Source organism: Streptomyces sp. So13.3 (assembly GCF_005860785.2).
Lineage (GTDB): Bacteria > Actinomycetota > Actinomycetes > Streptomycetales > Streptomycetaceae > Actinacidiphila > Actinacidiphila fildesensis.
This window is the reverse complement of sequence record NZ_CP048835.1, coordinates 1,436,576-1,457,821: the sequence shown is the minus strand read 5'-3', so window position 1 is coordinate 1,457,821 and position 21,246 is coordinate 1,436,576. Positions and strand designations below refer to the sequence as shown.

The 21,246-nt window shown below is 72.3% G+C and carries 21 protein-coding genes and 1 pseudogene; 12 read left to right on the top strand and 10 right to left on the bottom strand.

Features of this window, described 5'->3' with window-relative positions:
- Positions 1 to 5: 5 nt before the first annotated feature.
- Complete coding sequence (locus C8250_RS06860; RefSeq protein ID WP_138355467.1) at positions 6 to 410, bottom strand: helix-turn-helix domain-containing protein; 405 nt, start codon at positions 408 to 410, stop codon at positions 6 to 8.
- 230 nt (positions 411 to 640) lie between these two features.
- Between C8250_RS06860 and C8250_RS06855 the strand changes: the two genes are divergently transcribed.
- Complete coding sequence (locus tag C8250_RS06855) at positions 641 to 1,522, top strand: NADP-dependent oxidoreductase (protein WP_244809789.1); 882 nt, start codon at positions 641 to 643, stop codon at positions 1,520 to 1,522.
- A gap of 48 nt (positions 1,523 to 1,570) precedes the next feature.
- On the opposite strand, the gene C8250_RS06850 is transcribed toward C8250_RS06855, so the two are convergent.
- The 3 genes from C8250_RS06850 to C8250_RS06840 all read right to left on the bottom strand — a co-directional run bounded on the left by C8250_RS06850 (position 1,571) and on the right by C8250_RS06840 (position 3,274).
- On the bottom strand, positions 1,571 to 2,332 hold the full coding sequence (locus tag C8250_RS06850; RefSeq protein ID WP_138355519.1) for a hypothetical protein: 762 nt from the start codon (positions 2,330 to 2,332) through the stop codon (positions 1,571 to 1,573).
- A 174-nt stretch (positions 2,333 to 2,506) separates the two neighbouring features.
- Complete coding sequence (locus C8250_RS06845) at positions 2,507 to 2,881, bottom strand: hypothetical protein (protein WP_138355466.1); 375 nt, start codon at positions 2,879 to 2,881, stop codon at positions 2,507 to 2,509.
- A gap of 234 nt (positions 2,882 to 3,115) precedes the next feature.
- On the bottom strand, positions 3,116 to 3,274 hold the full coding sequence (locus C8250_RS06840) for a hypothetical protein (protein WP_164297396.1): 159 nt from the start codon (positions 3,272 to 3,274) through the stop codon (positions 3,116 to 3,118).
- Between the two features lie 116 nt (positions 3,275 to 3,390).
- On the opposite strand from C8250_RS06840, the gene C8250_RS06835 reads away from it, so the two are divergent.
- The 3 genes from C8250_RS06835 to C8250_RS06825 all read left to right on the top strand — a co-directional run bounded on the left by C8250_RS06835 (position 3,391) and on the right by C8250_RS06825 (position 6,135).
- Positions 3,391 to 4,047 carry an HAD family hydrolase gene (locus C8250_RS06835; protein WP_244809000.1) on the top strand — a complete coding sequence of 219 codons (657 nt, stop codon included), beginning with the start codon at positions 3,391 to 3,393 and terminating at the stop codon, positions 4,045 to 4,047.
- Between the two features lie 241 nt (positions 4,048 to 4,288).
- Positions 4,289 to 5,110: a hypothetical protein gene (locus C8250_RS06830; RefSeq protein ID WP_138355465.1), complete on the top strand. Its 822-nt coding sequence runs from the start codon at positions 4,289 to 4,291 to the stop codon at positions 5,108 to 5,110.
- A gap of 239 nt (positions 5,111 to 5,349) precedes the next feature.
- Positions 5,350 to 6,135, top strand: coding sequence for a pentapeptide repeat-containing protein (locus C8250_RS06825; protein ID WP_232485521.1), 786 nt, complete (start codon positions 5,350 to 5,352; stop codon positions 6,133 to 6,135).
- A gap of 44 nt (positions 6,136 to 6,179) precedes the next feature.
- Here C8250_RS06825 and C8250_RS06820 read toward each other — a convergent pair whose 3' ends face one another.
- The 4 genes and pseudogenes from C8250_RS06820 to C8250_RS06805 form a co-directional block, all read right to left on the bottom strand.
- Positions 6,180 to 6,647, bottom strand: coding sequence for a PPOX class F420-dependent oxidoreductase (locus tag C8250_RS06820; protein WP_138355517.1), 468 nt, complete (start codon positions 6,645 to 6,647; stop codon positions 6,180 to 6,182).
- A gap of 378 nt (positions 6,648 to 7,025) precedes the next feature.
- A complete protein-coding gene (locus C8250_RS06815) occupies positions 7,026 to 7,184 on the bottom strand; it encodes a hypothetical protein (RefSeq protein ID WP_187144761.1) in 159 nt (52 codons plus the stop codon).
- A gap of 157 nt (positions 7,185 to 7,341) precedes the next feature.
- Positions 7,342 to 7,857: pseudogene (locus C8250_RS06810) on the bottom strand (undecaprenyl-diphosphate phosphatase); the annotation flags it as partial.
- Positions 7,858 to 8,015: 158 nt separating this feature from the next.
- Positions 8,016 to 8,723, bottom strand: coding sequence for a TVP38/TMEM64 family protein (locus tag C8250_RS06805; RefSeq protein WP_138355462.1), 708 nt, complete (start codon positions 8,721 to 8,723; stop codon positions 8,016 to 8,018).
- Between the two features lie 428 nt (positions 8,724 to 9,151).
- On the opposite strand from C8250_RS06805, the gene tuf reads away from it, so the two are divergent.
- The 3 genes from tuf (at position 9,152) to C8250_RS06790 (ending at position 12,206) form a co-directional block, all read left to right on the top strand.
- The gene (gene tuf / locus C8250_RS06800) at positions 9,152 to 10,324 is read left to right on the top strand and encodes an elongation factor Tu (RefSeq protein WP_138355461.1); all 1,173 of its coding nucleotides are present in this window, start codon (positions 9,152 to 9,154) and stop codon (positions 10,322 to 10,324) included.
- A gap of 164 nt (positions 10,325 to 10,488) precedes the next feature.
- Positions 10,489 to 11,331 carry a patatin-like phospholipase family protein gene (locus tag C8250_RS06795; protein ID WP_138355460.1) on the top strand — a complete coding sequence of 281 codons (843 nt, stop codon included), beginning with the start codon at positions 10,489 to 10,491 and terminating at the stop codon, positions 11,329 to 11,331.
- Between the two features lie 26 nt (positions 11,332 to 11,357).
- The gene (locus tag C8250_RS06790) at positions 11,358 to 12,206 is read left to right on the top strand and encodes a fused MFS/spermidine synthase (RefSeq protein ID WP_138355459.1); all 849 of its coding nucleotides are present in this window, start codon (positions 11,358 to 11,360) and stop codon (positions 12,204 to 12,206) included.
- Here C8250_RS06790 and C8250_RS06785 read toward each other — a convergent pair.
- Together C8250_RS06785 and C8250_RS06780 are read right to left on the bottom strand one after the other, a co-directional pair.
- Positions 12,146 to 13,495, bottom strand: coding sequence for an MFS transporter (locus C8250_RS06785; RefSeq protein ID WP_244808999.1), 1,350 nt, complete (start codon positions 13,493 to 13,495; stop codon positions 12,146 to 12,148). The two genes, C8250_RS06790 and C8250_RS06785, sit on opposite strands and share 61 nt — an antisense overlap.
- Positions 13,496 to 13,574: 79 nt before the next feature.
- On the bottom strand, positions 13,575 to 14,663 hold the full coding sequence (locus tag C8250_RS06780) for a hypothetical protein (RefSeq protein WP_138355458.1): 1,089 nt from the start codon (positions 14,661 to 14,663) through the stop codon (positions 13,575 to 13,577).
- Between the two features lie 125 nt (positions 14,664 to 14,788).
- On the opposite strand from C8250_RS06780, the gene C8250_RS06775 reads away from it, so the two are divergent.
- The 5 genes from C8250_RS06775 to C8250_RS06755 all read left to right on the top strand — a co-directional run bounded on the left by C8250_RS06775 (position 14,789) and on the right by C8250_RS06755 (position 21,209).
- Positions 14,789 to 15,241 (top strand): DUF4442 domain-containing protein, encoded by a 453-nt coding sequence (locus C8250_RS06775; RefSeq protein ID WP_138355457.1) that lies wholly within the window; start codon positions 14,789 to 14,791, stop codon positions 15,239 to 15,241.
- A gap of 224 nt (positions 15,242 to 15,465) precedes the next feature.
- The gene (gene dnaE / locus C8250_RS06770; RefSeq protein ID WP_138355456.1) at positions 15,466 to 18,984 is read left to right on the top strand and encodes a DNA polymerase III subunit alpha; all 3,519 of its coding nucleotides are present in this window, start codon (positions 15,466 to 15,468) and stop codon (positions 18,982 to 18,984) included.
- Positions 18,981 to 20,045: a hypothetical protein gene (locus tag C8250_RS06765; protein WP_138355455.1), complete on the top strand. Its 1,065-nt coding sequence runs from the start codon at positions 18,981 to 18,983 to the stop codon at positions 20,043 to 20,045. Before dnaE ends, C8250_RS06765 begins: the two co-directional genes overlap by 4 nt.
- Positions 20,045 to 20,401, top strand: a complete 357-nt coding sequence (locus C8250_RS06760) for a GNAT family N-acetyltransferase (protein WP_138355515.1) — start codon at positions 20,045 to 20,047, stop codon at positions 20,399 to 20,401. Before C8250_RS06765 ends, C8250_RS06760 begins: the two co-directional genes overlap by 1 nt.
- A 115-nt stretch (positions 20,402 to 20,516) precedes the next feature.
- Positions 20,517 to 21,209: a DedA family protein gene (locus C8250_RS06755; protein WP_138355454.1), complete on the top strand. Its 693-nt coding sequence runs from the start codon at positions 20,517 to 20,519 to the stop codon at positions 21,207 to 21,209.
- Positions 21,210 to 21,246: the final 37 nt, after the last annotated feature.

Below are 21,246 nucleotides of genomic sequence, written 5' to 3'. Positions count from 1 at the left end.
GTTCGTCAGGCGTCGGCACGGCTGTCGTAGGACTCGCGCGCCGCGTCGACCGCCTCGATGTGCTGCTCGGCCCAGTCCTTCACCGCGCGCATCACGGGCAGCAGAGTCTCACCGAGTGGTGTCAGTTCGTAGTCGACGCGGATCGGCACGGTCGGCGTGACGGTCCGGCTGACGAGACCGTCGCGTTCGAGGGCGCGCAGCGTCTGGGTGAGCATCTTCTGGCTGACGCCCGCGACACGGCGCGCGAGATCGCCGTACCGCATCGGGCCGTCGGCGAGTGCGCTGAGCAGCAGGCTGACCCACTTGTCGCTGATGCGGTCGAGCAGCCGCCGCGCCGGGCAGGTGGCGAGGTAGGCGTCGTACTCCTGCCGGGCCTCGGCCCGGACCTCGGCGGCGGTTCGTGTCGGCATGGTGCGTCCCTCAGGGTGCGTTGGGCACTCACAAGTGCGTACTTCCTGAAGGAGAGTAGCTCTCTCTAGGTTGGTGATCGAGGCCCTGCGCGGGCCGTTTCCTCGTCATTGATCTACGGAGGTTCGCCGTGCGCGCACTGATCGCCCGATTTACCGACGGCTCCGACGGCTCCGATGGTTCCGGCGGTTCCGGTGGCTCTCACGGGACGCTTGAGGTCGTCGACGCGCCGGTGCCAAAGGTCGGCGCCGGGCAGCTGCGGATCGCGGTCGAGGCCGCCGCCGTCAATCCCGTCGATCTCCTCGTGTCGGCCGGGGCGCCGGTCGCCGCCGGGCTCGTCGGTGCCCGGCCGACCTTCGGCCTCGGCTGGGACGTTGCCGGGACGGTCGACGCCGTGGGCCCCGGCGTGACGGCGTTCGCGCCCGGCGACCGGGTCATCGGACTCCAGGACCGGCTGGACGTCCGCACCGGCGCCCAGGCGGAGTTCGTCGTCCTCGACGCGGACGCCGTCGCCTCCGCTCCCGCCGGGATTCCGCCCGAGGCCGCGGCGACCCTGCCGCTCAACGCACTGACCGCGGATCTGGCGCTCGACGTGCTCGGCGCGCTCGGTCTGACATCCGGCGGAACACTGCTGGTCACCGGGGCGGCCGGGGCCCTGGGCGGGTACGCCGTCGAGTTGGCGGCACTCCGGGGGCTGCGGGTCGTCGCGGTCGCGGGTGCGGCGGACGAATTCTCGGTCCGGGCGCTGGGGGCCGCGTACTTCGCCGAACGGGGACCAGAACTGGCCGACCGGGTCAGGGAGTTGGTACCGGGCGGGGCCGACGCCGCACTGGACGCGGCGATGCTGCGGGCCGATGCCCTGGACGCGGTGCGTGGCGGCGGCGCGTTCGCCTCCGTCAACGCGGGCGCCGCGCCGGTGCCTCTGCGCGGAATCAATGTCCGCGACGTATGGGTGCGGGCGGACGGCGCGCGGCTCGCCGAACTGGCCCGGCTCGCGGAGACGGGCGCGCTCACCCCGCGCGTCGCGGGGGTGCTGCCGCTGGAGCGCGCGGCCGAGGCGCACGCGCGGATGTCGGAGGGCGGAGTACGGGGCCGGTGGGTGCTGGTGCCGTAGGGCGCGCGGCGACGTCCGCTCTCCACCCTTTCGTGTTCCGCCCTCCCGTCAGTACTTCAGGACCGCCCACACCAGCGCGCCGGCGACGGCCGCGGCGTAGCAGCCCGCTGCCGTGACGACCGCCCGGTACCGGGCGGTCGGACTCCAGGAAGTCAGCGACAACAGCCAGGCCAGCGCCGGGAGAACCAGGATGGCGTGCAGGCTGACGCCGTGCAGCGGCTTGACGGACGCGGTGCTGCGGTAGCCGGCTGCCTGGTGGCCGGTGCGGGTCAGGACGACGCCGCGCGCGATCATCGCCGCGCCCGACAGGAGTCCGATGAGCAGGATGGCGAAACCGGTGCGCAGCGCGAGCGGCATACCGGTCGGCCCCTCGGGGCGTCGGGTGAACGAGACGACCGCGAACGCGGAGAGGATGACGACGAGCAGCGCGCCGCCGACGGCGAGGGACATGGACACCGAGGTGTTGAAAGGTGACTTCATGTTGAAGTGCGACGGCACGCCGCGCCACGCCTGGAGCGTGATGCCGCCGACCTCCAGTACGCAGTCGGCCGCGAACAGGGTGAGCAGCACGGCGCGGGTGCGTGCGGCCATCCGCAGATACGACGTCACGCAGGTGATCGCGATCAGCGTCAGACCGAAGGAGAGCCCGAAGGTGAAGGGCTTCCGCCAGGAGACCGGCCCCTCCCACGGACCCCCGTCGACGGCGAACACCCCCAGGTGCACCAGCCCGGAGACGATGAGAACGGCGCCGGTCACGTAACAGAGCCGTTCGCTCCTCCTCGCCACCCGCCACCCTTCTCCCCGCCGCATCGCGGGCGGCGCTCCGGTCGCTCCCGGCGGGTTCGTGCGCGTCGCAGGGTCGGGCTGGGGCACTGCCGCTCGAGCGTGCATGGGACAACTCCTGGCGGAACGTGGGAGGGGGCCGGGTGGGCCGGAGGCCGGGTGAGCTGGGAGACAGGGCGAGCCGGGAGACAGGGCGCGATGTCAGAAGCGGACCGTGGACTCCGTGCGGCGGCTCATCCGCAGTACGGAGACGGCGCCGGCTATGACGATGCCCAGCAGAGCGGCGAGCTGCACCACCGTCGAGGCGATGAGGAGGCCGTTGCCCGACCCGAGGTGATCGCCCGTGTTCGGCGTCGTGAACGATCCGATGCCGATGAACAGGCCGACGGCCGTCGCGATCGCGGCGGTCCAGAGGCGCGGACGCCAGGCCAGCAGCCCGGCCGCGACCACCGGAATGACGGCGCCGGGCGGCACGACCGGGTAGTCCGCGCCCGCTGCTATCTGTACGGGAATCGACGCCGCCATCAGGACCAGCAGGGCGAGGGTGATCTTGACGGGTCCGCGATGGGTTTCCATACCCCAAGAATCCCGAGCGGCCGTCCGGGTGTCGTCGTCCGGCCGAAGGCACCCGATCTACGCCCGGGGGAGTAGTGGGGGCGGACCAGGACAGGGTGGACCCAAGACAGGGTGCACCAAGACAGACCGGATCAAGGCAGGGTGGACCGTGGCCTTTCCATGGGTCCGACGGTCCGACGGTTCAGATGGATGGGCTGGGCGGATGGACGGGAAATGGATGGCCGGGAGCGCTGGTTACGCGGCGTTCGCGCGTTCGGCGCGGCGCGCCGTCAGATAGGCGTCCCGGAGGCGGGCGAGTTCCGTGAGTTCGGCGGGTGTCCAGGATCGGTCGCCGTGCGCCTGGACATAGGCGCGCAGTCGATCATTCGCATGGGTCGAGAGTGTGCCGCGCATGCGATAAGACTATGGGTCCTCAGCGGCGATCGGAATCCAGCTGCCAGGAACGGCATATGCGACCTCGGAACGGCGCGGCATTCCGGGCCCGGCCGGAACCCTCGTACGCTGACAAGGTGATCGAGGCAATGGTGTTCGATATCGGCGAGACTCTCATCAGTGATACCCGGTACTGGGAGTCATGGGCCGACTGGCTCGGAATTCCGCGGCATACGATGTCCGCCCTGGTCGGCGCCGTTGTGTCCCAAGGCCGCGACAACGCGGACGCGTTGCGGCTCATTCGTCCCGGGCTCGATCTCCCGGCCGCCCACGCTGCCCGCCGGACCGCTGGCCGCGGCGAGTTCCTCGACGAATCCGATCTCTACCCGGATGTGCGTCCGGCGCTGGGCGGGTTGCGGAAGCTCGGCATCCGGGTGCTGGTCGCGGGTAACCAATCGGCGTGCGCCGGTGAGCTGTTGCGCGGTCTGGACCTGCCTGCCGACGTGATCGCGACGTCCGAGGAGTGGGGTGTCGCCAAGCCCAGCCCGGAATTCTTCGCCCGGGTCGTCGAGTTGGCGCAGGCCGAGCCGCACGAGATCGTCTATGTCGGGGACCATCCGGCCAACGACGTCTTCCCGGCGAAGCACGCCGGACTGCGGGTCGCGCATCTGCGGCGCGGGCCGTGGGGACATCTGTGGGCGGACGATCCGGAGACGGTCCGGGTGGCCGACTGGCGCATCGGTTCCCTGACCGATCTGAGTTCGATCGTCTCGACCTGGAACGTCTCTGCCTAGAACCTGCAACCGACCCCTGGCCCAACATTCCAGTTAACACCACGGCGGCTGCGAGGGAACGATATTCGCCGGAGGGCGGGAAATCGATGCCGTCGATCTGGGATTGTGCAGCGGGACCTTCTGGGCAGGATCTGTGGGTGGCGCGTTAATTCGTGGAGTGGTGATCGCCGGATCCGGTGCACCGTTCGAATTTCTGTCGCGCACAAGTACGTATGTTCGGCTCGTAGTTCGTAGGAGCGAGATGGCAGCAGCGCAGTGGAATCGGCTGATGGACCACGTCATGGCGGTCCCGGAGCGGACCTACGAAGGTTGGAACAGTCGCGACGGCTGGGACAACCACACCGAATTCGGGGTGGAGTTCGGCGAGGACGGGTACTCCTGGTGCGTCATGTGGGAATGGGACATGTACCACGACATGGGGCTCGACGCGATCGTGCCCAAGGTCGACAACGTCTCGGCCTTCACCGCCTGGGCGCAGCAGCGCGGCCAGTGGAGCGAGTATCCGAGCATCGGTGCCTGGGTGAACCTCGGCAACGGCGCCCACACCGAGATCGTGACGGGCTTCGACGCCGTCAACATCCGCACCAAGGGCGGTAACTCGATCAAGGAGGGTGCCGCCGACAACGGGCAGGGCAACGGTGTCTGGTCGCACACCACCGCCCGCCGTTCGTCCCGCGTCGTCGGGTACTTCGCCCCGCGTTTCCCGGACGGCGTGTGCCCGCCCACCGCCGACCCCAGCGATCACCGCGGCGGCAAGGCCGTCGCCTCGTACCACTGGACACCACCGTCGACACCGGGAGCGCCCGCGTTTCCCGGGCGGCAGTACTTCGTACTGGGGGCGAGCAGCGACTACGCCCTGCAGCTGCAGACGTGGCTGCAGCGCGGCGACTGGGGGCCGCCGTACAAGGTCGGCCCCAGCCGCACCATGTCCCAGCTGGACCTGATCAAGGTCAAGGCGCTGCAGCAGCACTACCTCTCCGTCCTGGGCCCGGCCGACGGGCTCACCGGTCCCAGGACGTGGCAGTACGCGTACGAGGTCGCCTACGGCCTCCGGGCGAAGTGATCCGAGCGTTCTCGGTGGAGGCGGCTGTGCGGGACGAGGTCGGATAATGTGCGAGGTGAGAGTGCCGGACCCAGTCGTTCAGCGATGCGGAGACGCAGCCACCGTGCTGGCGGCCGCGGTCGGCACCGCCGCTGCGTACCAGGAGACCGAGCACGTTGTCTGAGAACCGCGAACGTACACAGGCCGAGCCGGAGCCCGGTTCGGGGCCGGAGGCCGGCCCCGGTGGCGGGCCGGCCGCTCTGCGCGCCGACTGCGGGAGCTGCTTCGCGCTGTGCTGCGTCGTGCCGGCGTTCTCCGCCTCCGTCGACTTCGCGATCAACAAGAACGCCGGCCAGGCCTGCCCCAACCTGCAGCAGGACTTCCGCTGCGGCATGCACACCCGCCTCAGGGACAAGGGCTTCCGGGGCTGCACCGTCTACGACTGCTTCGGCGCCGGGCAGAAGGTCTCGCAGGTCACCTTCGGTGGCCAGGACTGGCGGCAGGCACCGCGCACGGCGAAGCAGATGTTCCAGGTCTTCCCCGTCATGCGGGATCTGCATGAGCTGCTCTGGTACCTGACCGAGGCGCTGACGCTGCGGCCGGCCCGCTCGCTGCACGCGGAGCTCGGGGCCGCGCTGGAGGAGACCGAACGCCTCACCCGGTACAACCCCGAGCTCCTCGTGGAGCTGGACGTTCCGGCCCACCGCAGCGACGTGAACGCCCTGCTGCTGCGGGCCAGCGAACTCGTGCGTGCCGAGGTCCGGGGCAAGAAGAAGGACCGCAGAGGAGCCGACCTCATCGGCGCCCGGCTCAAGGGCGCCGACCTGAGGGGCGCCAACCTGCGCGGGGCGTATCTCATCGGGGCCGACCTCTCGGGCGCCGATCTGCGGACGGCCGACGTGATCGGCGCCGACTTCCGGGACGCGGACCTGCGCGGCGCCGACCTCACCGGGGCCATCTTCCTCATCCAGTCCCAACTGGACGCGGCGCGCGGGGACGCCGGAACGAAGCTGCCGCCCGCGCTCAGCCACCCGGAACGCTGGTAGGCCCCACGCCGCACTGCCTGCCTCGGACGAGGCTCAGGCCCGTCCTATCCGGTCACGTCGAGAGCGGTGCCGTAGAGCCGGTCGACCTTGAGCCGGATGACGAGCCGCTGCTCCGCTACGAGCTGTGCGAGGAACGGCCCCTCGTCCGCCGGACGGGCCGAGGCCGGCAGCATGGCGAGCAGCTCGCGCCCGACGGCATCGCCCGCCTCGGTCGTGATCTCCGAGACCTCGGCCTCGCCCTCCGCGACGGCGAACGACCAGTGGTCCTCGCTGGAGACGTGCAGCGCGGCCCGTGAATCGTTCCTGAGCTGGCGCACCTTGACGCGGTCGGCGGTGGTCGAGAAGCGGACGATCTGGGACTCGGGATCCCAGTGGTAGAGCATGGTCGTCAGATGCGGGTGCCCGCTGCGCTTGTTGGTGGCCAGGACCCCGAACTGATGCGTGGCGAGCAGCGCGGAGAGCGCGTCGTCCGCCAGGACCCGGGGGCCCGGGCCGCTCTTCTCGTCGGTCATGTGGACTCCCCAACTTCCGGCGTACGGAGGCTCGTGATCGGAGAAGGTCCTGCGGTCCTCGTGGTCCAGACCTCCCATGGCCAGCTCAACGAGCGGCACCCGTCAAGGATGTGCCGGATCTGCGGGGCCCGTCAAAGGGGCCGGCGCCGGGTGCGCCTTCCGTCCTATTTCTCCTCTCCGTCCTGTCCGCCGAGGACGGAGGTGGGATCGCCGGTGTACCAGAGGTTGTCGATGTGGGGTGTGTTGACGCCCGCGGGCTGTCCCATCGCGTAGGCCCCGCAGACAGAAGCCGCCCACACCGGCTGGCGGTGTGGGCGGCGGGACGGTCGTCGGGTGCGGGGCGGCCGGTGGACGGCGGCCCGGCAGGAGGGTCAGTCGCTACGCGGCTTTCCGGTAATGGGCGCGCTGCGCTGCCAGGAACGCGGACCGCAGGCGTTCGAGCTCGGCGAGCTCGGCCGGGGTCCAGGCACGGGAACCGTGCGCGTGAAGGTAGGCGCGGAGGGCGTCGTTCGCCTCGGCCACAGGTGTTGCATGCATACCGATCAGGTTACGGTGCGCCGGTGGCCGCTCCGACCAATCCAGCAGGAATTGCGTGTGCGAATGGTCACGCTGCGGAAGGTCGCCCGGTCGGAGCGGCGCCCCGCGGCCGGTGGCCCGGGCCGGGGCCCGTGCGGCGCGGACCTCACGGATCCGGTTACTCGAACGCGGCGGCCTTGACGTCCAGCACACCGGCTCCCACCAGTGCGAAGAGCACGACGCCGAGCACGACGCGGTAGATCACGAAGGGCATGAAGCTCTTGGTGGAGATGTACCGCATGAACCAGGCGATGACGGCGTATCCGACGCCGAACGCGATGACGGTGGCGAGGATCGTCGGTCCCCAGGAGAGATGTGAGTCACCACCGACGTCCTTGAGCTCGAAGACCCCGGACGCCAGGACCGCGGGGATGGCGAGCAGGAAGGAGTACCGGGCCGCGGCCTCGCGGGTGTAGCCGAGGAAGAGGCCGCCGCTGATGGTGGCGCCGGAGCGGGAGACGCCCGGGATCAGGGCCATCGCCTGGCAGAGGCCGTAGACCAGGCCGTCGCGGGTGGTGAGGTCGCGCAGCGTCTTGCGGGGCGGTGCGGCGCGGTGCCGACCGCCCTGGTCGGCGGGGCCGCCGCGGGCGGCGAGGCGGTCGGTGACGCCGAGGACCAGGCCCATGACGATCAGGTCGTCGGGCGGTGGAGAGCGGTGCCGGGACGTCGGTCCGCGTGGGACACGTTCGCCGGTGCCGGAACGTCGGTCCGTGCTGAAGCGTCAGCCGGTGCCGGAACAGCTGGAACGGCTGGGACGGCAGCCTGTGCTGGACATCGGCCGGTGCAGGAAGGTCAGGCGGCCGACCTGGAGCTCTGGGTACGGCGGGCCCGGACGGCGACCAGGACGGCACCCAGGCCGGTCACCGCGATGAACCCCATGGCCAGCAGGAAGGCCGGTGAGGTCGGTGACGACGCGCGGCTGCCCGCTATGACGTAGGCGGCCGTGTTGGGGATACTGCCGATCGCGGTGGCGAGCAGGAACGGGCCCAGGCGCATGTGCGAGACGGCCGCCGAGTAGTTGGCGGCGGCGAAGGGCACACCGGGGAAGAGTCGGATCGCGAGCATGCTGCGGAAGCCGTGCCGGCTCAACTGCCGGTCCACCGAGGTGATCAGGCGCCCGCGCAGCAGGGGTCTGAGCGCGTCGCGGCCGAGCACCCGGCCCAGACAGAAGGACAGCCCGGCGCCCAGTACGGTGCCGGCCAGTGAGGAGAGCAGCCCGGCCTGCGTCCCGAACAGCGCGCCGGCCGCGACGTTGAGCAGCGGGCGGGGCACGAAGGCGAACGCGCACACCCCGTACGCGGCCGCGAAGAGCACCACCGCGCCGCCGCCCGACAGCTGGGGCCAGCCGTCCATGACCAGGTGCTGCGGCTGCCAGACCAGCACGGCCGTGGCCGCACCCGTCAGCAGCGCGACCAGCAGGGCCAGCCGCGCCCACGGCGAGAGCAGCGCACGGGTGCACCGTACGGCGGGGCCGTCGGACGTCGGGAGGCGGTCGAGCATCCAGGGAGCCTAACCGAGACCGGTGAACGTGCGGAGCGAGCGGGGGTCCCCGCAGGGTTCCCGCACGGTCCCGCACCGTCCCCGCAGGGTTCCCGCACCGTCCCCGCAGGCGGAAAACCGTTCGACGCCGGGCCGCCGGGTGACGGATCATCAACGCCATGAACCGGTATGCCTTCGCAGATACGTCCGCAGTCGCGGACGCGCTGGAGGCTGCCCTCGCTTCATTCCTCGACGGCGCCCGAAGCTGACCCTCCCCGGACATTCCGGCGGACCCCGCAGGGGGAGGGTCGGTCCGGCCCAGGGGGTCCCCGCGTTCCCGTGCGCGATCACCACGTCATCCGGTCACCAGGCCAGGCCGCCCGGCCGAGCCACCCGACCATGCCGTCGTGCCGCCGCGCGCAGAATTCCGAGGAAGAAGCGAACCAACCATGTCCAAGACGGCATACGTGCGCACCAAGCCGCACCTCAACATCGGCACGATGGGCCACGTCGACCACGGCAAGACGACGCTGACGGCCGCGATCACCAAGGTGCTCGCCGACCGGGGGACCGGCACCTTCGTACCGTTCGACCGGATCGACCGGGCGCCGGAGGAGGCCGCCCGCGGGATCACGATCACCATCTCGCACGTCGAGTACGAGACCGCCACCCGGCACTACGCGCACGTCGACATGCCCGGGCACGCCGACTACGTGAAGAACATGATCACCGGTGCGGCGCAGCTCGACGGGGCGATCCTGGTCGTCTCGGCGCTCGACGGCGTCATGCCGCAGACCGCCGAGCACGTACTGCTCGCCCGGCAGGTGGGGGTCGAGCACATCGTCGTGGCCCTCAACAAGGCCGACGCCGGTGACCCCGAGCTGACCGACCTGGTCGAGCTGGAGGTGCGCGACCTGCTCAGCGCGCACGGATATCCGGGGGAGTCGGCCGCGGTGGTGCGGGTGTCGGGGCTGCGGGCGCTGGAGGGCGACCCGCGGTGGACGGCGGCGGTCGGTGAGTTGCTGGACGCCGTCGACACCCAGGTGCCGATGCCGGTGCGCTACACCGACGCGCCGTTCCTGCTCTCGGTGGAGAACGTGCTGACCATCACCGGTCGGGGCACGGTCGTCACGGGCGCCGTCGAGCGGGGGACCGTGCGGGTCGGCGACCGCGTCGAGGTGCTCGGCGCGGACACGGCCTCGGTCGTGACCGGTCTGGAGACCTTCGGCAAGCCGATGGAGTCCGCGCAGGCGGGCGACAACGTGGCGCTGCTGCTGCGCGGGGTGCAGCGGGACGTCGTGCGGCGTGGCCACATCGTGGCGGCGCCGGGCAGCGTGACGCAGAGCACGCGCTTCACCGCGCGGGTGTACGTGGTGCCGGCCGCCGAGGGTGGGCGCCGTACCCCGGTCTCTACCGGCTACCGGCCGCAGTTCTACATCCGCACCGCGGACGTGGTCGGCGACGTGGACCTCGGTGTTGCCGGGATGGCGCTGCCGGGCGACACCGCCGAGATGACGGTGGAGCTGGGCAGGCCCGTACCGCTCGAGGTCGGGCTCGGCTTCGCGATCCGCGAGGGCGGCCGGACGGTCGGCGCGGGGACCGTTACCGCCATCGACGGCTAACCGGTAACGGTCGCCGGAGCCGTCCCGATCCGTGTCCCCCGCACCATCCGGTGCGGGGGACACGGCCCGTCGTCTGTTCGTCGCGTGACGCACACGGCACACTGCTCCTCACACCTGTTCCCGGGAGCGCATCGGCCGCGGCCCGTGGCGAGAGGATCCTGGGCATGAAGGGCACAGCGCTCGTACTGGGCAGCGGCGGACTGACCGGCGTCGGGTGGGAGATCGGCATGATCGCCGGTCTCGCGGCGGCCGGGGTGGATCTCGGCACGGCCGATCTGGTGGTCGGCACCTCCGCCGGATCCATCGTCGGGGCGCAGCTCACCTCCGGCCGGCTCGGGGTCGAGGAGCTGTACGAGCGCCAACTCGTCGATCCGCGGGGGGAGACCGTCGCCCGGATAAGCCGCCGGCTCATCTCCCGGTACGTCTGGGCCGCGGCGCGCTCGCACGACGTCCAGGGCTACCTCCTGCGCATGGGCCACATCGCGCGTACCGCCCGCACCGCCCCCGAGTCGGAGCGGCGGGCCGCCATCGCCGGGCGGCTGGTCTCGCACGACTGGCCGGAACAGCGGCTGCTGGTCACCGCGGTCGACGCGGAGAACGGCGAGTTCACCGTCTTCGACAGTGCCGCGGGCATCGGGGTCGTCGACGCGGTGAGCGCGAGCTGCGCCGTGCCCGGCGTCTGGCCGCCGATCACCGCGGGAGGGCGGCGCTGGATCGACGGCGGCGTGCGGTCCAGCGCCAACGCCGATCTCGCGGCGGGCTACGAGCGGGTGGTGGTCCTCGCGCCGGTGGCCCGTGGCGGCGGCCCCGTCCCGGCGCCCCGGACGCAGACCGCCGAGCTGACGGCGGCCGGCGCCCAGGTGGTGCTGATCACCCCGGACCAGGCGTCGCGGACCGCGTTCGGACGCAACGTGCTCGATCCGGCGCGGCGGGCCGGCGCCGCGCGGGCCGGCCGCGCCCAGAGCGCCGCGCACGCCGAGCAGGTCCGCGCCGTGTGGTGCGGCTGACCTGTCCGGCTTGGGACAATGACGCGGTGGATCCAGAACCGATACCGGTGACCCGTGCCGTGGACTTCGGCACCGCCAAGCTGCTGCCCGATGTGGACCGGGCGCGGGCCTGGCTGCTCACCGTGGACGGCGCGCCCCAGTCGTACGTGGACCTCGACGACCCGGTGTACCTGGAGTTCGAGTACGTGCGTCGGCTCGCCCACGCCGTGGACGCGGTCTTCGACGAGGGCCGGCCGCTGGACGTGGTGCATCTCGGCGGGGGTGCGCTGACCCTGCCGCGCCGGCTGTCCGTGACCCGTCCCGGATCGCGGCAGGACGTGGTGGAGGCCGACCGGGGACTCGTGGCGCTGGTGTCGGAACATCTGCCGCTGGACGATCCGGCGGTCGTCGTGCACACCGACGACGCGCGCGGCTGGCTCGAGCGGGCGGCGCCGGACAGCGCCGATGTCCTGGTGGCGGACGTGTTCGGCGGCTCGCGGGTGCCGGCGCATCTGACGTCGGTGGAGTTCCTGCGGTCGGCCGCGTCCGTGGTGCGTGCGGAGGGCGGCCTGTATCTGGCCAACCTCGCCGACGCCGCGCCGTTCGCGTTCCTCGGTTCGCAGATCGCCACCGTGCGCGAGGTCTTCGAGCACTTCTGCGTGATCGCGGAGCCGGGGATGCTGCGCGGCCGGCGCTTCGGCAACGCGGTGCTGCTCGGTTCGCACGGCCCGCTCCCGCTGGACCGGCTCGCCCGGCTGGCGGCGGCCGACGCGTTTCCCGCCCGGGTGGTCGACGGGAAGGCCCTGGCCCGGCTCGCGGCCGGGGCGTCCCCGGTCTACGACGCCACGGCGGTGCCGTCGCCAGAGCCGCCGGACGGCGCCTTCACCGTCGGCTGAGCCGGTTCGGCGGGCTGTTCCGGCGCAGTCCCGGTGACGGCTGCGGGCTCGCGGCGGGTCAGCCGGCGGACCTCGGGCAGGAGGAGCACCGCGGCGGTGAGCAGCACGATGAGACCGGAACACCCCCACAGGGCGGCGGAGCGGCCGACCGCGTTCATGACGGGTCCGGCGAGCGCCGTGGCGACCGGGATCATCGCGACCGAGCCGAACCAGTCGTACGAGGAGACCCGCGACAGTTTGTCGCCGGGGATCTCCTGGTGCAGGGCGAGCATCCAGCCGACGGCGAAGACCTCGATCGCGACGCCGGTCACGAACATCAGCGCCGCCAGCCCGGCGGCGGGCACCACCAGGGCCAGGGCGGCGGGCGGCAGTGCCATCGGGAAGACGGCGAGCGTGCCGGCCAGCAGCATGCGGCGCGGCTTCCAGCGCATCATCAGCACACCGCCGCTCACCGTGCCCGCGCCGAACGCCGCCAGTGCCAGGCCCCAGGGGCCTGCGCCGCCCAGCCGTTCGTTCGAGACGAGCGGCCCGTAGACCGCCTCGGAGGCGGTGAAGACGGCGTTGACGACGGAGAACTGCAGGACGATGCCCCACAGCCAGCGCCGTGAGGCGAACTCCCGCCAGCCGTCGCGCAGATCGCGCAGCATGCCCCCGCCGGCCTCGGCGCGCAGGTTCGCGGTGCCGGTGAGGAACGAGCGCAGCGCCGCCGCGACCGCGAAGGCCGCCGCGTCGACGGCGAGGACCCAGCCGGGGCCGATGGCGGCGACCAAGGCGCCGCCGAGCGCCGCGCCGCCGATGTTCGCGCCGTTCATGCCCACCCGGAAGACCGAGAACGCCTTGTTGGCGTGGGCCGGGTCGACGGTCGCCAGCAGCATGCCCTCGGAGGCGGGGGCGAAGAACGCGTGCGCGGTGCCGCCGACCGCGGTGAGCGCGGCCATCTGCCACAGCTGCGCGTGCCCCGAGATGATCAGGGTGGCGAAGACCGCCTGGGAGGCGGAGTTGAGCACGTTGGCCGCGACCATCACCTGGTTGCGGGGCAGCCGGTCGGCCAGCGCTCCGCCGATGAGCAGGAAGACCACCAGCGGGAGGGTGCGTGCGGCGGCCACGAGGCCGACGTCGGTGGCGCTGCCGCCGGACTCGATGACCGCGAAGGCGGCCGCTATCAGGGCCCCGGAGTTGCCGAGGCTGGTGATGATCGACGCCGCGGTGAGCAGCCGGAAGTCGCGCCCGGCCCAGGAGGGCAGTCGGGGCGGGCGGCCGGGGGACCGGAGCGCGGCGTCGGGAGTCACCCGGCGACTATCGCGGCCCGTCCGCCGCGGTGCCACCGGATTTCGGCGGTGGGCCCGCCCGGCCCACCGCCGTCGGCGGTCACTTCTTCTTCAGCTCGCGGATGCTGCCCATGATGGTGGTGATGGTCGCGTCCGGCAGGCCGTCGGTGACGCCCGCGCCCCGGTCGGCGTACAGCACCCACACGGTCAGGGCCTTGGTGGAGTCCACCCAGGCGACCGTGTAGACGACACCGTCGGACGTGCACTTGTTCTTCTTGGGCACGTTCTTCGCGGTGGCGGAGGAGGAGAAGCCCGTGATGCCGTGCGAGTTGCTGAACGGCTTGGCGGCCGTCTTGGCGACGGTGACCTTGCCATCCTCCTGGTATCCCCAGTACGCCCACGACTCGGCCTGGACCTCGGCGGCCTCCTGGACGCTCTTGGCGCCGTTGGCGCCCTTGGTCCCGACCGCGGCGCGCTCGTCCTTGTCGCACCAATTCTCTTTGTAGAAGGCGGGCGCGCCCATGGTGACGGCGGGCTTGCCCTTGTCCTCGAAGCCGATGAGGGTGCCCTCGCTGGCCAGCGTCCAGTTCGCCGGCACGTCGAAGGCGACGTTGCGTTCGGTGCGCCGGACGACCTGCCAGCCCGGGACCACGGGCTTGATCTCGACGGCGTTCGGATCGCCGCGCGAGTCGTCGCCGGTCCCGCCGGTGCCCGCCGCCGTGGTGTTCGAGGGGGTGGGGGTCGGGGTCGGCGTGGCGCTCTGCGAGACGCTCGGGCTCTTGCCCGGGTCGGCGGCGGTGTCCTTCTTGTCGTCCCCCGACAGGTAGACGCCGCCGATGACCACGGCCGCGATCACCGCCACGGCGGCGATGATCGACACGGCGATCGTCATGTTCTTGCGGTTGCCGGGCTGTGGGCCGCCGGGGCCGGGGCTGCCGGGCATGGTGGGCGGTCCCCACTGCGGCGGCGGGCCGGGCGGCTGTCCGGGCTGCTGGTACTGCCCCTGCGGCGGCTGTTGCTGCGGCGGCTGCTGCGGGTAGCCGTAGCCGGGTGTCTGGTACGGGGACGGCGTCTGGTAGGGCGACGGCGCCTGGTACGGCGGTTGCTGATTCGGGTCCTGCGGGTACTGCCCCTGTGGGTTCTGCTGTGGGTACTGCTGTCCCCCGGGCTGCTGCTCTCCTGGCCACATGGCCAGAAACACTAGGGGGTGAGGGCTTCCGGTTCCACGCCGCCCCTCGTTACTGGTCAGTAATTTCTGCTGACAGGCCCACGGATGCCCTGGGCAGGGTTGCTACTCGCTGGTAACATCCAGGCATGTCCGAGACCCTGCCTTCGACCGGCGAACTGCTTGCGGCCACTGTGCCCATGGTCCGCACCCTGAACCTGCAGTTCGGGGAGACCAGCGCGGAGCGTGCCGTCGTCACGCTGCCCGACCAGCCCGACTTCCACAACCACGTCGGCGGCCCGCACGCCGGCGCCATGTTCACCCTGGCCGAGTCCGCCAGTGGCGCGATCGTCCTGAGCGCCTTCGGCGACCAGCTCTCCCGCGCCGTGCCGCTCGCGGTCCGCGCGGAGATCGCGTACGCGAAGCTCGCGATGGGCCCGGTCACGGCCACCGCCGAGCTCGGCCGCCCCGTCGCGGACGTCGTCGCCGAACTCGACGCGGGCGAGCGCCCGGAGTTCCCCGTCCGCGTCACGATCCGCCGTGAGGACGGCGCGGTCACCGGCGAGATGAGCATCATCTGGACGCTGCGCCTCAACCGCTGATCCACCCGGGCGGCCATGTCCGCCGCACGTTTCCCAGGGCGCGGCCGGTCCATCCGGTCGCGCCCTGAGTGCGTCATCCGGGCCGCCGGCGGACCTCGGGTGGGTCTTGTCACCTCCCTCCACTCTCGCTTATCGAACAAAGATTCGATCTGTGGTTTATGGTGAAGAGGCAGGTCCGAGGGTCGGACCGGGGGCAGGGGGCACATGAGCGGCAGGAGGCGTGTATGTCGTTTACGCACCTCCACACCGCGAGCGGTTTCTCCCTCCGCTACGGGGCCAGCCACCCCGGGGCCCTCGCCGAGCGCGCCGCGTGGCACGCGATGGACGCCCTCGCACTGACCGACCGGGACACTGTCGCGGGCCTCGTACGGTTCGCGGCGGCATGCACCGCGGGCGGTGTGCGCCCGGTCTTCGGCGTGGACCTCGCGGTCGAATCCGCCCCTCCCCTTTCCGTCCCCGGCTCGGCTCCCGGGACGGCCCCGGCCCGGCGGCGCACCCCGGTGCGCGGTGGCGCGTACATCGACGAGTCGGCGCCCCGGATCGTCCTGCTGGCGCGGAACGCGGCCGGCTGGGCCGCGCTGTGCCGGCTGGTCAGCGCCGCGCATGCGGGCGGCGACCGCCCGCTGCTGCGCTGGGCGGACCTTGAACGGCAGTCGGCCGACGGTCTGACGGTGCTGCTGGGACCGGCCTCCGAGCCGGTAAGGGCACTGTCCGCGGGCCGCCCGGACATCGCGGAGCGACTGCTCGCCCCGTGGCGCGAGCGGTTCGGCGAGGACCTGCGGCTCGAGGCCGTGGACCACGGGATCCCCGGCGCGGGACCCGGATCCCTGCGGCTCGCCGCCCACACGGTGGGGCTGGCCGACCGGCTGGGCATCCCCGCCGTCGTCACCAACGCGGTCCGCTACGCGGATCCCGCGCAGCACCGGGTGGCCGATGTACTGGACGCGGCCCGGCTGCTGCGGCCGATCGACCGCCGCCGGCTGGACTCGGGACAGCGCTGGCTGAAGAGCCCGCAGGACATGGCGCGGGTCGCGGAACGGATCGCCGGGGCCGCCGGGCGCGGGCGCGGTGGCGCCGCCCGGCTGCTGGCGGTGACGCGGGAGACGGCGGACGCGTGCCGGATCGACCCGAAGGGCGATCTGGGCATGGGCAGGCCGCACTTCCCGGAACCCGAGCTGGCCGGGGCGACCGCGGCGACGGCCGTCCGGGTGCTGCGCGAGCGCGCCGAGGCCGGCCTGGCCCAGCGTGGCCTGGAGCACGCGCCGGACGCCCGGCGCCGGCTGGACGCGGAACTGACGATCATCGGCACACTCGGTTTCGAGACGTATTTCCTGACCGCCGCCGCCGTGGTCTCCGACGCCCGGGACCTGGGGATCAGGGTCGCGGCCCGGGGCAGCGGCGCCGGGTCGATGGTCAACTACGCGCTGGGCATCTCCCACGTCGACCCGCTCGAACACCATCTGGTCTTCGAACGGTTTATGTCGCTGCGCCGCAACTCCCTGCCGGACATCGACCTCGACACCGAGTCGGCCCGCCGGCTCGACGTCTACCGCGCGGTGATCGGCCGCTTCGGCCCCGCGCGGATCGCGACCGTCGCGATGCCGGAGACGTACCGCGCCCGGCACGCGATCCGGGACACCGGGGCCGCGCTGTCCCTGCCGCCGTGGGAGATCGACCGGCTGGCGAAGTCGTTCCCGCACATCCGGGCCCGCGATGTGCGGGCGGCGCTGGCCGAACTGCCGGAACTGCGGGAGGTCGCCGCCCACGCGGACCGGTACGGCCCGCTGTGGGAGCTGGTCGAGGCGCTGGACGGGCTGCCGCGCGGGGTGGCGATGCACCCGTGCGGCGTCCTGCTGTCGAACGCGTCCCTGCTGGACCGCACCCCGGTGGTGCCGACCAGCGGTGAGGCGCTCCCGATGAGCCAGTTCGACAAGGAGGACGTCGAGGCGATGGGCCTGCTGAAGCTCGACATCCTCGGCGTGCGCATGTGGTCGGCGATGGCGCACGCCACGGCCGAGATCCGGCGGGCCACCGGCCGGGACATCGACCTGGAGGACCGCGCCCAGGTGCCGCCGGACGACCCGGCGGCGTTCGAGCTGATCTGCGCCTCGGACACCCTCGGCATGTTCCAGCTCGAATCGCCCGGCCAGCGTGACCTGCTGGCCAGACTGCAGCCGACCACCGTCGACGACATCGTCGCCGACATCAGCCTGTTCCGTCCCGGACCGGTCGCCGGGGGCATGCCGGAGCAGTACATCGCCGCCCGGCACAGCACCCGGCCGCCGCGGTATCCGCACCAGGATCTGGAGCCGGTGCTCCGGGACACCTTCGGGGTGACGATCTGGCACGAGCAGATCATCGGCATCATCGCCGTGCTGACCCGCTGCGAGCCCGATCTGGCGGAGGAGGCGCGGCGCTGTCTGGCCGACCCCGTCCGGCGGCCGAAGGTGCGGAAGTGGTTCCACCGCGAAGCGGCGGCGCACGGCTACGCGCCGGCGGTGCTGGCCGAGGTCTGGGGGATCCTGGAGGCGTTCGGCGCCTACGGTTTCGCGCGCGCCCACGCCGCCGCGTTCGCCGTTCCGGCGCTGCAGTCGGCGTGGCTGAAGGCGCACTTCGCGGCGGCGCTCTACGCCGGGCTGCTGGAACACGATCCGGGGATGTGGCCGAAGCGGGTGATCCTGGCGGACGCGCGCCGGCATGGCGTGCCGATCCTGCCGCTGGATGTGAACGCGTCGTGCTCCGCCTATGTAATCGAACTGAAGTCTGATAAGTGGGGGGTGCGGCTCGCCCTCTCCGAAGTAGGCGGCATGTCGGAGGCCGAGGCCGGGCGGATCGAGGCCGGGCAGCCCTACTCCTCACCGGCGGACCTGTGGGAGCGGGCGAGGCCGTCCCGTCCGGTGCTGGAACGTCTCGTCCAGGTCGGAGCGCTCGACGCGCTGGCCGCCGGGCTCACCCGCCGCGACCTGCTGCTCCAGGTCTCCGAACTGCACCGGCAGGGACGCGCCGCCGTACCCGGGGGACAGCTCGCGCTCGCCGCTCAGGAGTCCGCGGTCCCGGCCGGCCTGCCCGACATGAACGCCGGCGAGCGGACCGGCGCCGAACTGGAGGTGCTGGGCATGGACACCACCCAGCATCTGATGGAGCACCACCACGCGCTGCTGGAGGAACTGGACACGACGCCGGCCCGGCGGCTGCACGAGGTGCGGCACGGCGAGACCGTGCTCGTCGCGGGCATCAGGGCCTCCACCCAGACACCGCCGATCGCGTCCGGGAAACGGATCATCTTCGTGACGCTCGACGACGGGTCGGGCCTCGTGGACCTGGCGTTCTTCGAGGACAGCCACCAGCAGGCCGCGCACACGGTGTTCCACTCCGGTCTGCTGCTGGTCCGCGGCACCCTCCAGCGGCGGGGGAAACGCGCCTTCGGCGTCGTCGGCTCCGCCGCCTGGGACCTCGCGGAACTCGCGGACCTCCACCAGGACGGCGGCCTCGTGGCGGTCGCGGCCCGCCTCGCGGAGCCATCGGCCCATCCGACGACCGCACCGGCGACTGATGCCACCGCCGGGTCGACCGCGGACCCGGCGGTACGCCCCGGCGCGGCCGCAGCCGATCCGGTCGGCGGCCGGCGCATCCGGCACGAGACCGGCGCCGAGCTGCACCCCTGGGCCGACCTCCAGCCGCCCGGCGACCGCACCGCCCCCAGCAGAAAGCTGTGGCACTCCAGCCAGGGGAGCGCCGGATGAGCGAGCACTCAGCGGATCACGCGTCCGGTCACCCAGCGGATCGGGCGGCCCGCCCCGCGCCGCACATCCTCTATGTCCACCTTCACGCGGCCGCCGGTTCCGTGCCGCACGAGGACGTCTACGAGATGCTCCTCGACCTGCTCCGCGGCATCACCCCGGTCGTCCAGGCGCTGCCTCCGGACGCGGCCCTCGCCGATGTCCGCAGCGCGCTGCGGTACTTCGACCGGGACGCCGCCGGCCTCGCCCATCTCATCCGGGTGCGGGCCCTGGCCCTGCACGGCGTCGACTCCACGATCGGCGTCGGACCCAACCCGCTGCTGGCCCGGATGGCCGCCGCGGACGGCCCCGCCCGCGCGGTCCGGGTGCTGAGCGGTGACCGGCCGGCCGTCGAGGAGTTCCTGCGGAACAAGCCGGCCGCCGCGCTGGACGGCATCGGACCCGCCTCCGCGAAAACCCTGGCCGGCTACGGACTGGACACCGTCGGACGCATCGCCGCCACCCCGCTGGGCACCCTGCAGCGCGCACTGGGCGCGACCGCGGGCCGGCGGCTGTACGACAGGGCACGCGGTATCGACCCGACCCCGGTCGTCCGGGGCGCCCCCGCCCGCTCCATCGGCGGTGAGCGGCGCTTCGGACAGGACGAGCTGGATCCGGTGCGGCACCGCCGGGCGCTGCTGTCGCTCACCGAGGAACTCGGCGCCCGGCTGCGCACCGAACGCCAGGCGGCCCGCTCCCTGACCCTCACCGTCCGCTACGCCGACCGTTCGACGACGACCCGCACCCGGACCCTGCACGAGTCGTCGGGGCACAGCGCGGCGCTGCGGACCACCGCCTACCAGCTCTATGACGCGCTCGGCCTGCAGCGGGCCCGGGTCCGTACTCTTTCGCTGCGTGCCGACGGCCTGCTGGCGGAGGAGCTGACCGCCCGGCAGCTGAGCCTGGAACCGGGCGACGACAAGTCCCGGCTGATCGAGGCCGCCGCCGACCGCGCCCGTGCCCGTTTCGGCCCCGCCGCCGTCCGGCCCGCCGGTACCGCGCACCCGGCGCCCCGTCGCGCATGATGGAGGACATGGATATTCGTGACGACCGGGCGGTGGGCCGCCTGGGGGCATGGGCCGGGGACGAACTGATCGGCCGGATCAACTATTTCGTGCTGGAGGACGACGGGACCGGTGGCGGGAGCGCGCTGGTCGCCGTGCACACGGTGGTCGAGCCGGGGCACCAGGGGGAGGGCATCGCGGGCGCGCTCGCCGGGGCGCTGTACGAGCTGGCCGCCGCGGAGGGCCGGGACGTCGTACCGCTGTGCCCGTATGTGGCGGCCTGGTCCGTCAAGCACTCCGACCTGGCCCCGGAGCCGGATCCCGCGCTGGCGGGCCGCGCGAAGGAGCGGCTCATGGCCGACCCCGACCTGTGGTGAGAGCGGGCGGGGGAGCGGTCCGCCGGCCGTACTGGCGTGCGGAACGGTTCGGTTAGGCTTCACTGACGTGGGCCATGGCACACGGTCCGGATGGTGTCCAGGGGAGGACTCGGCAGTGCACGTGCAGGAATGGATCGAGACGATTCCGCCGCTCGCCGTCTACCTGGTGGTGGGGCTGGTCATCGGGATCGAGAGCCTGGGCATCCCGCTCCCCGGCGAGATCGTCCTCGTCACCGCGTCACTGATGGCCTCGCAGGGCACGATCAACCCGTGGATCGTCGGCGCCTGCGCGATCGCGGGCGCGGTGATCGGTGACTCCATCGGCTATTCGATCGGCCGCAAGGGCGGCAAACCGCTGCTGGACAAGCTCGGCCGGAAGTTCCCCAAACACTTCTCACCCGGCCATGTCGCCACCGCCGAGCGGTCGTTCGAGCGCTGGGGCATGTGGGCGGTCTTCGTCGGCCGCTTCGTCGCGCTGCTGCGGATCTTCGCCGGCCCGCTGGCGGGCGTCCTGAAGATGCCGTACTGGAAGTTCCTCATCGCGAACGCCCTCGGCGGCGTCGTCTGGGCGGGCGGCACCACCGCCGTCATCTACAACGTCGGCGTGGTGGCGGAACCGTGGATCAAGCGGTTCGGCTACTTCGGACTGGCGGCGGCCGTGCTGTTCGGGATCGGCTCGTTCCTCTTCGTCCAGCGGCGTGCCAAGGCCCACACCCCGGCGGCGACGCCGGAGGCGGACGCAGCGGCGACGCCGGGAACGCCGGTGGAAGGCGCGGCCGAAGCCGTGGTGGCCCCCACCGGCGAGTGATCACGCGAGTGACCCGGCGGACCGGGCCCATGGCTGC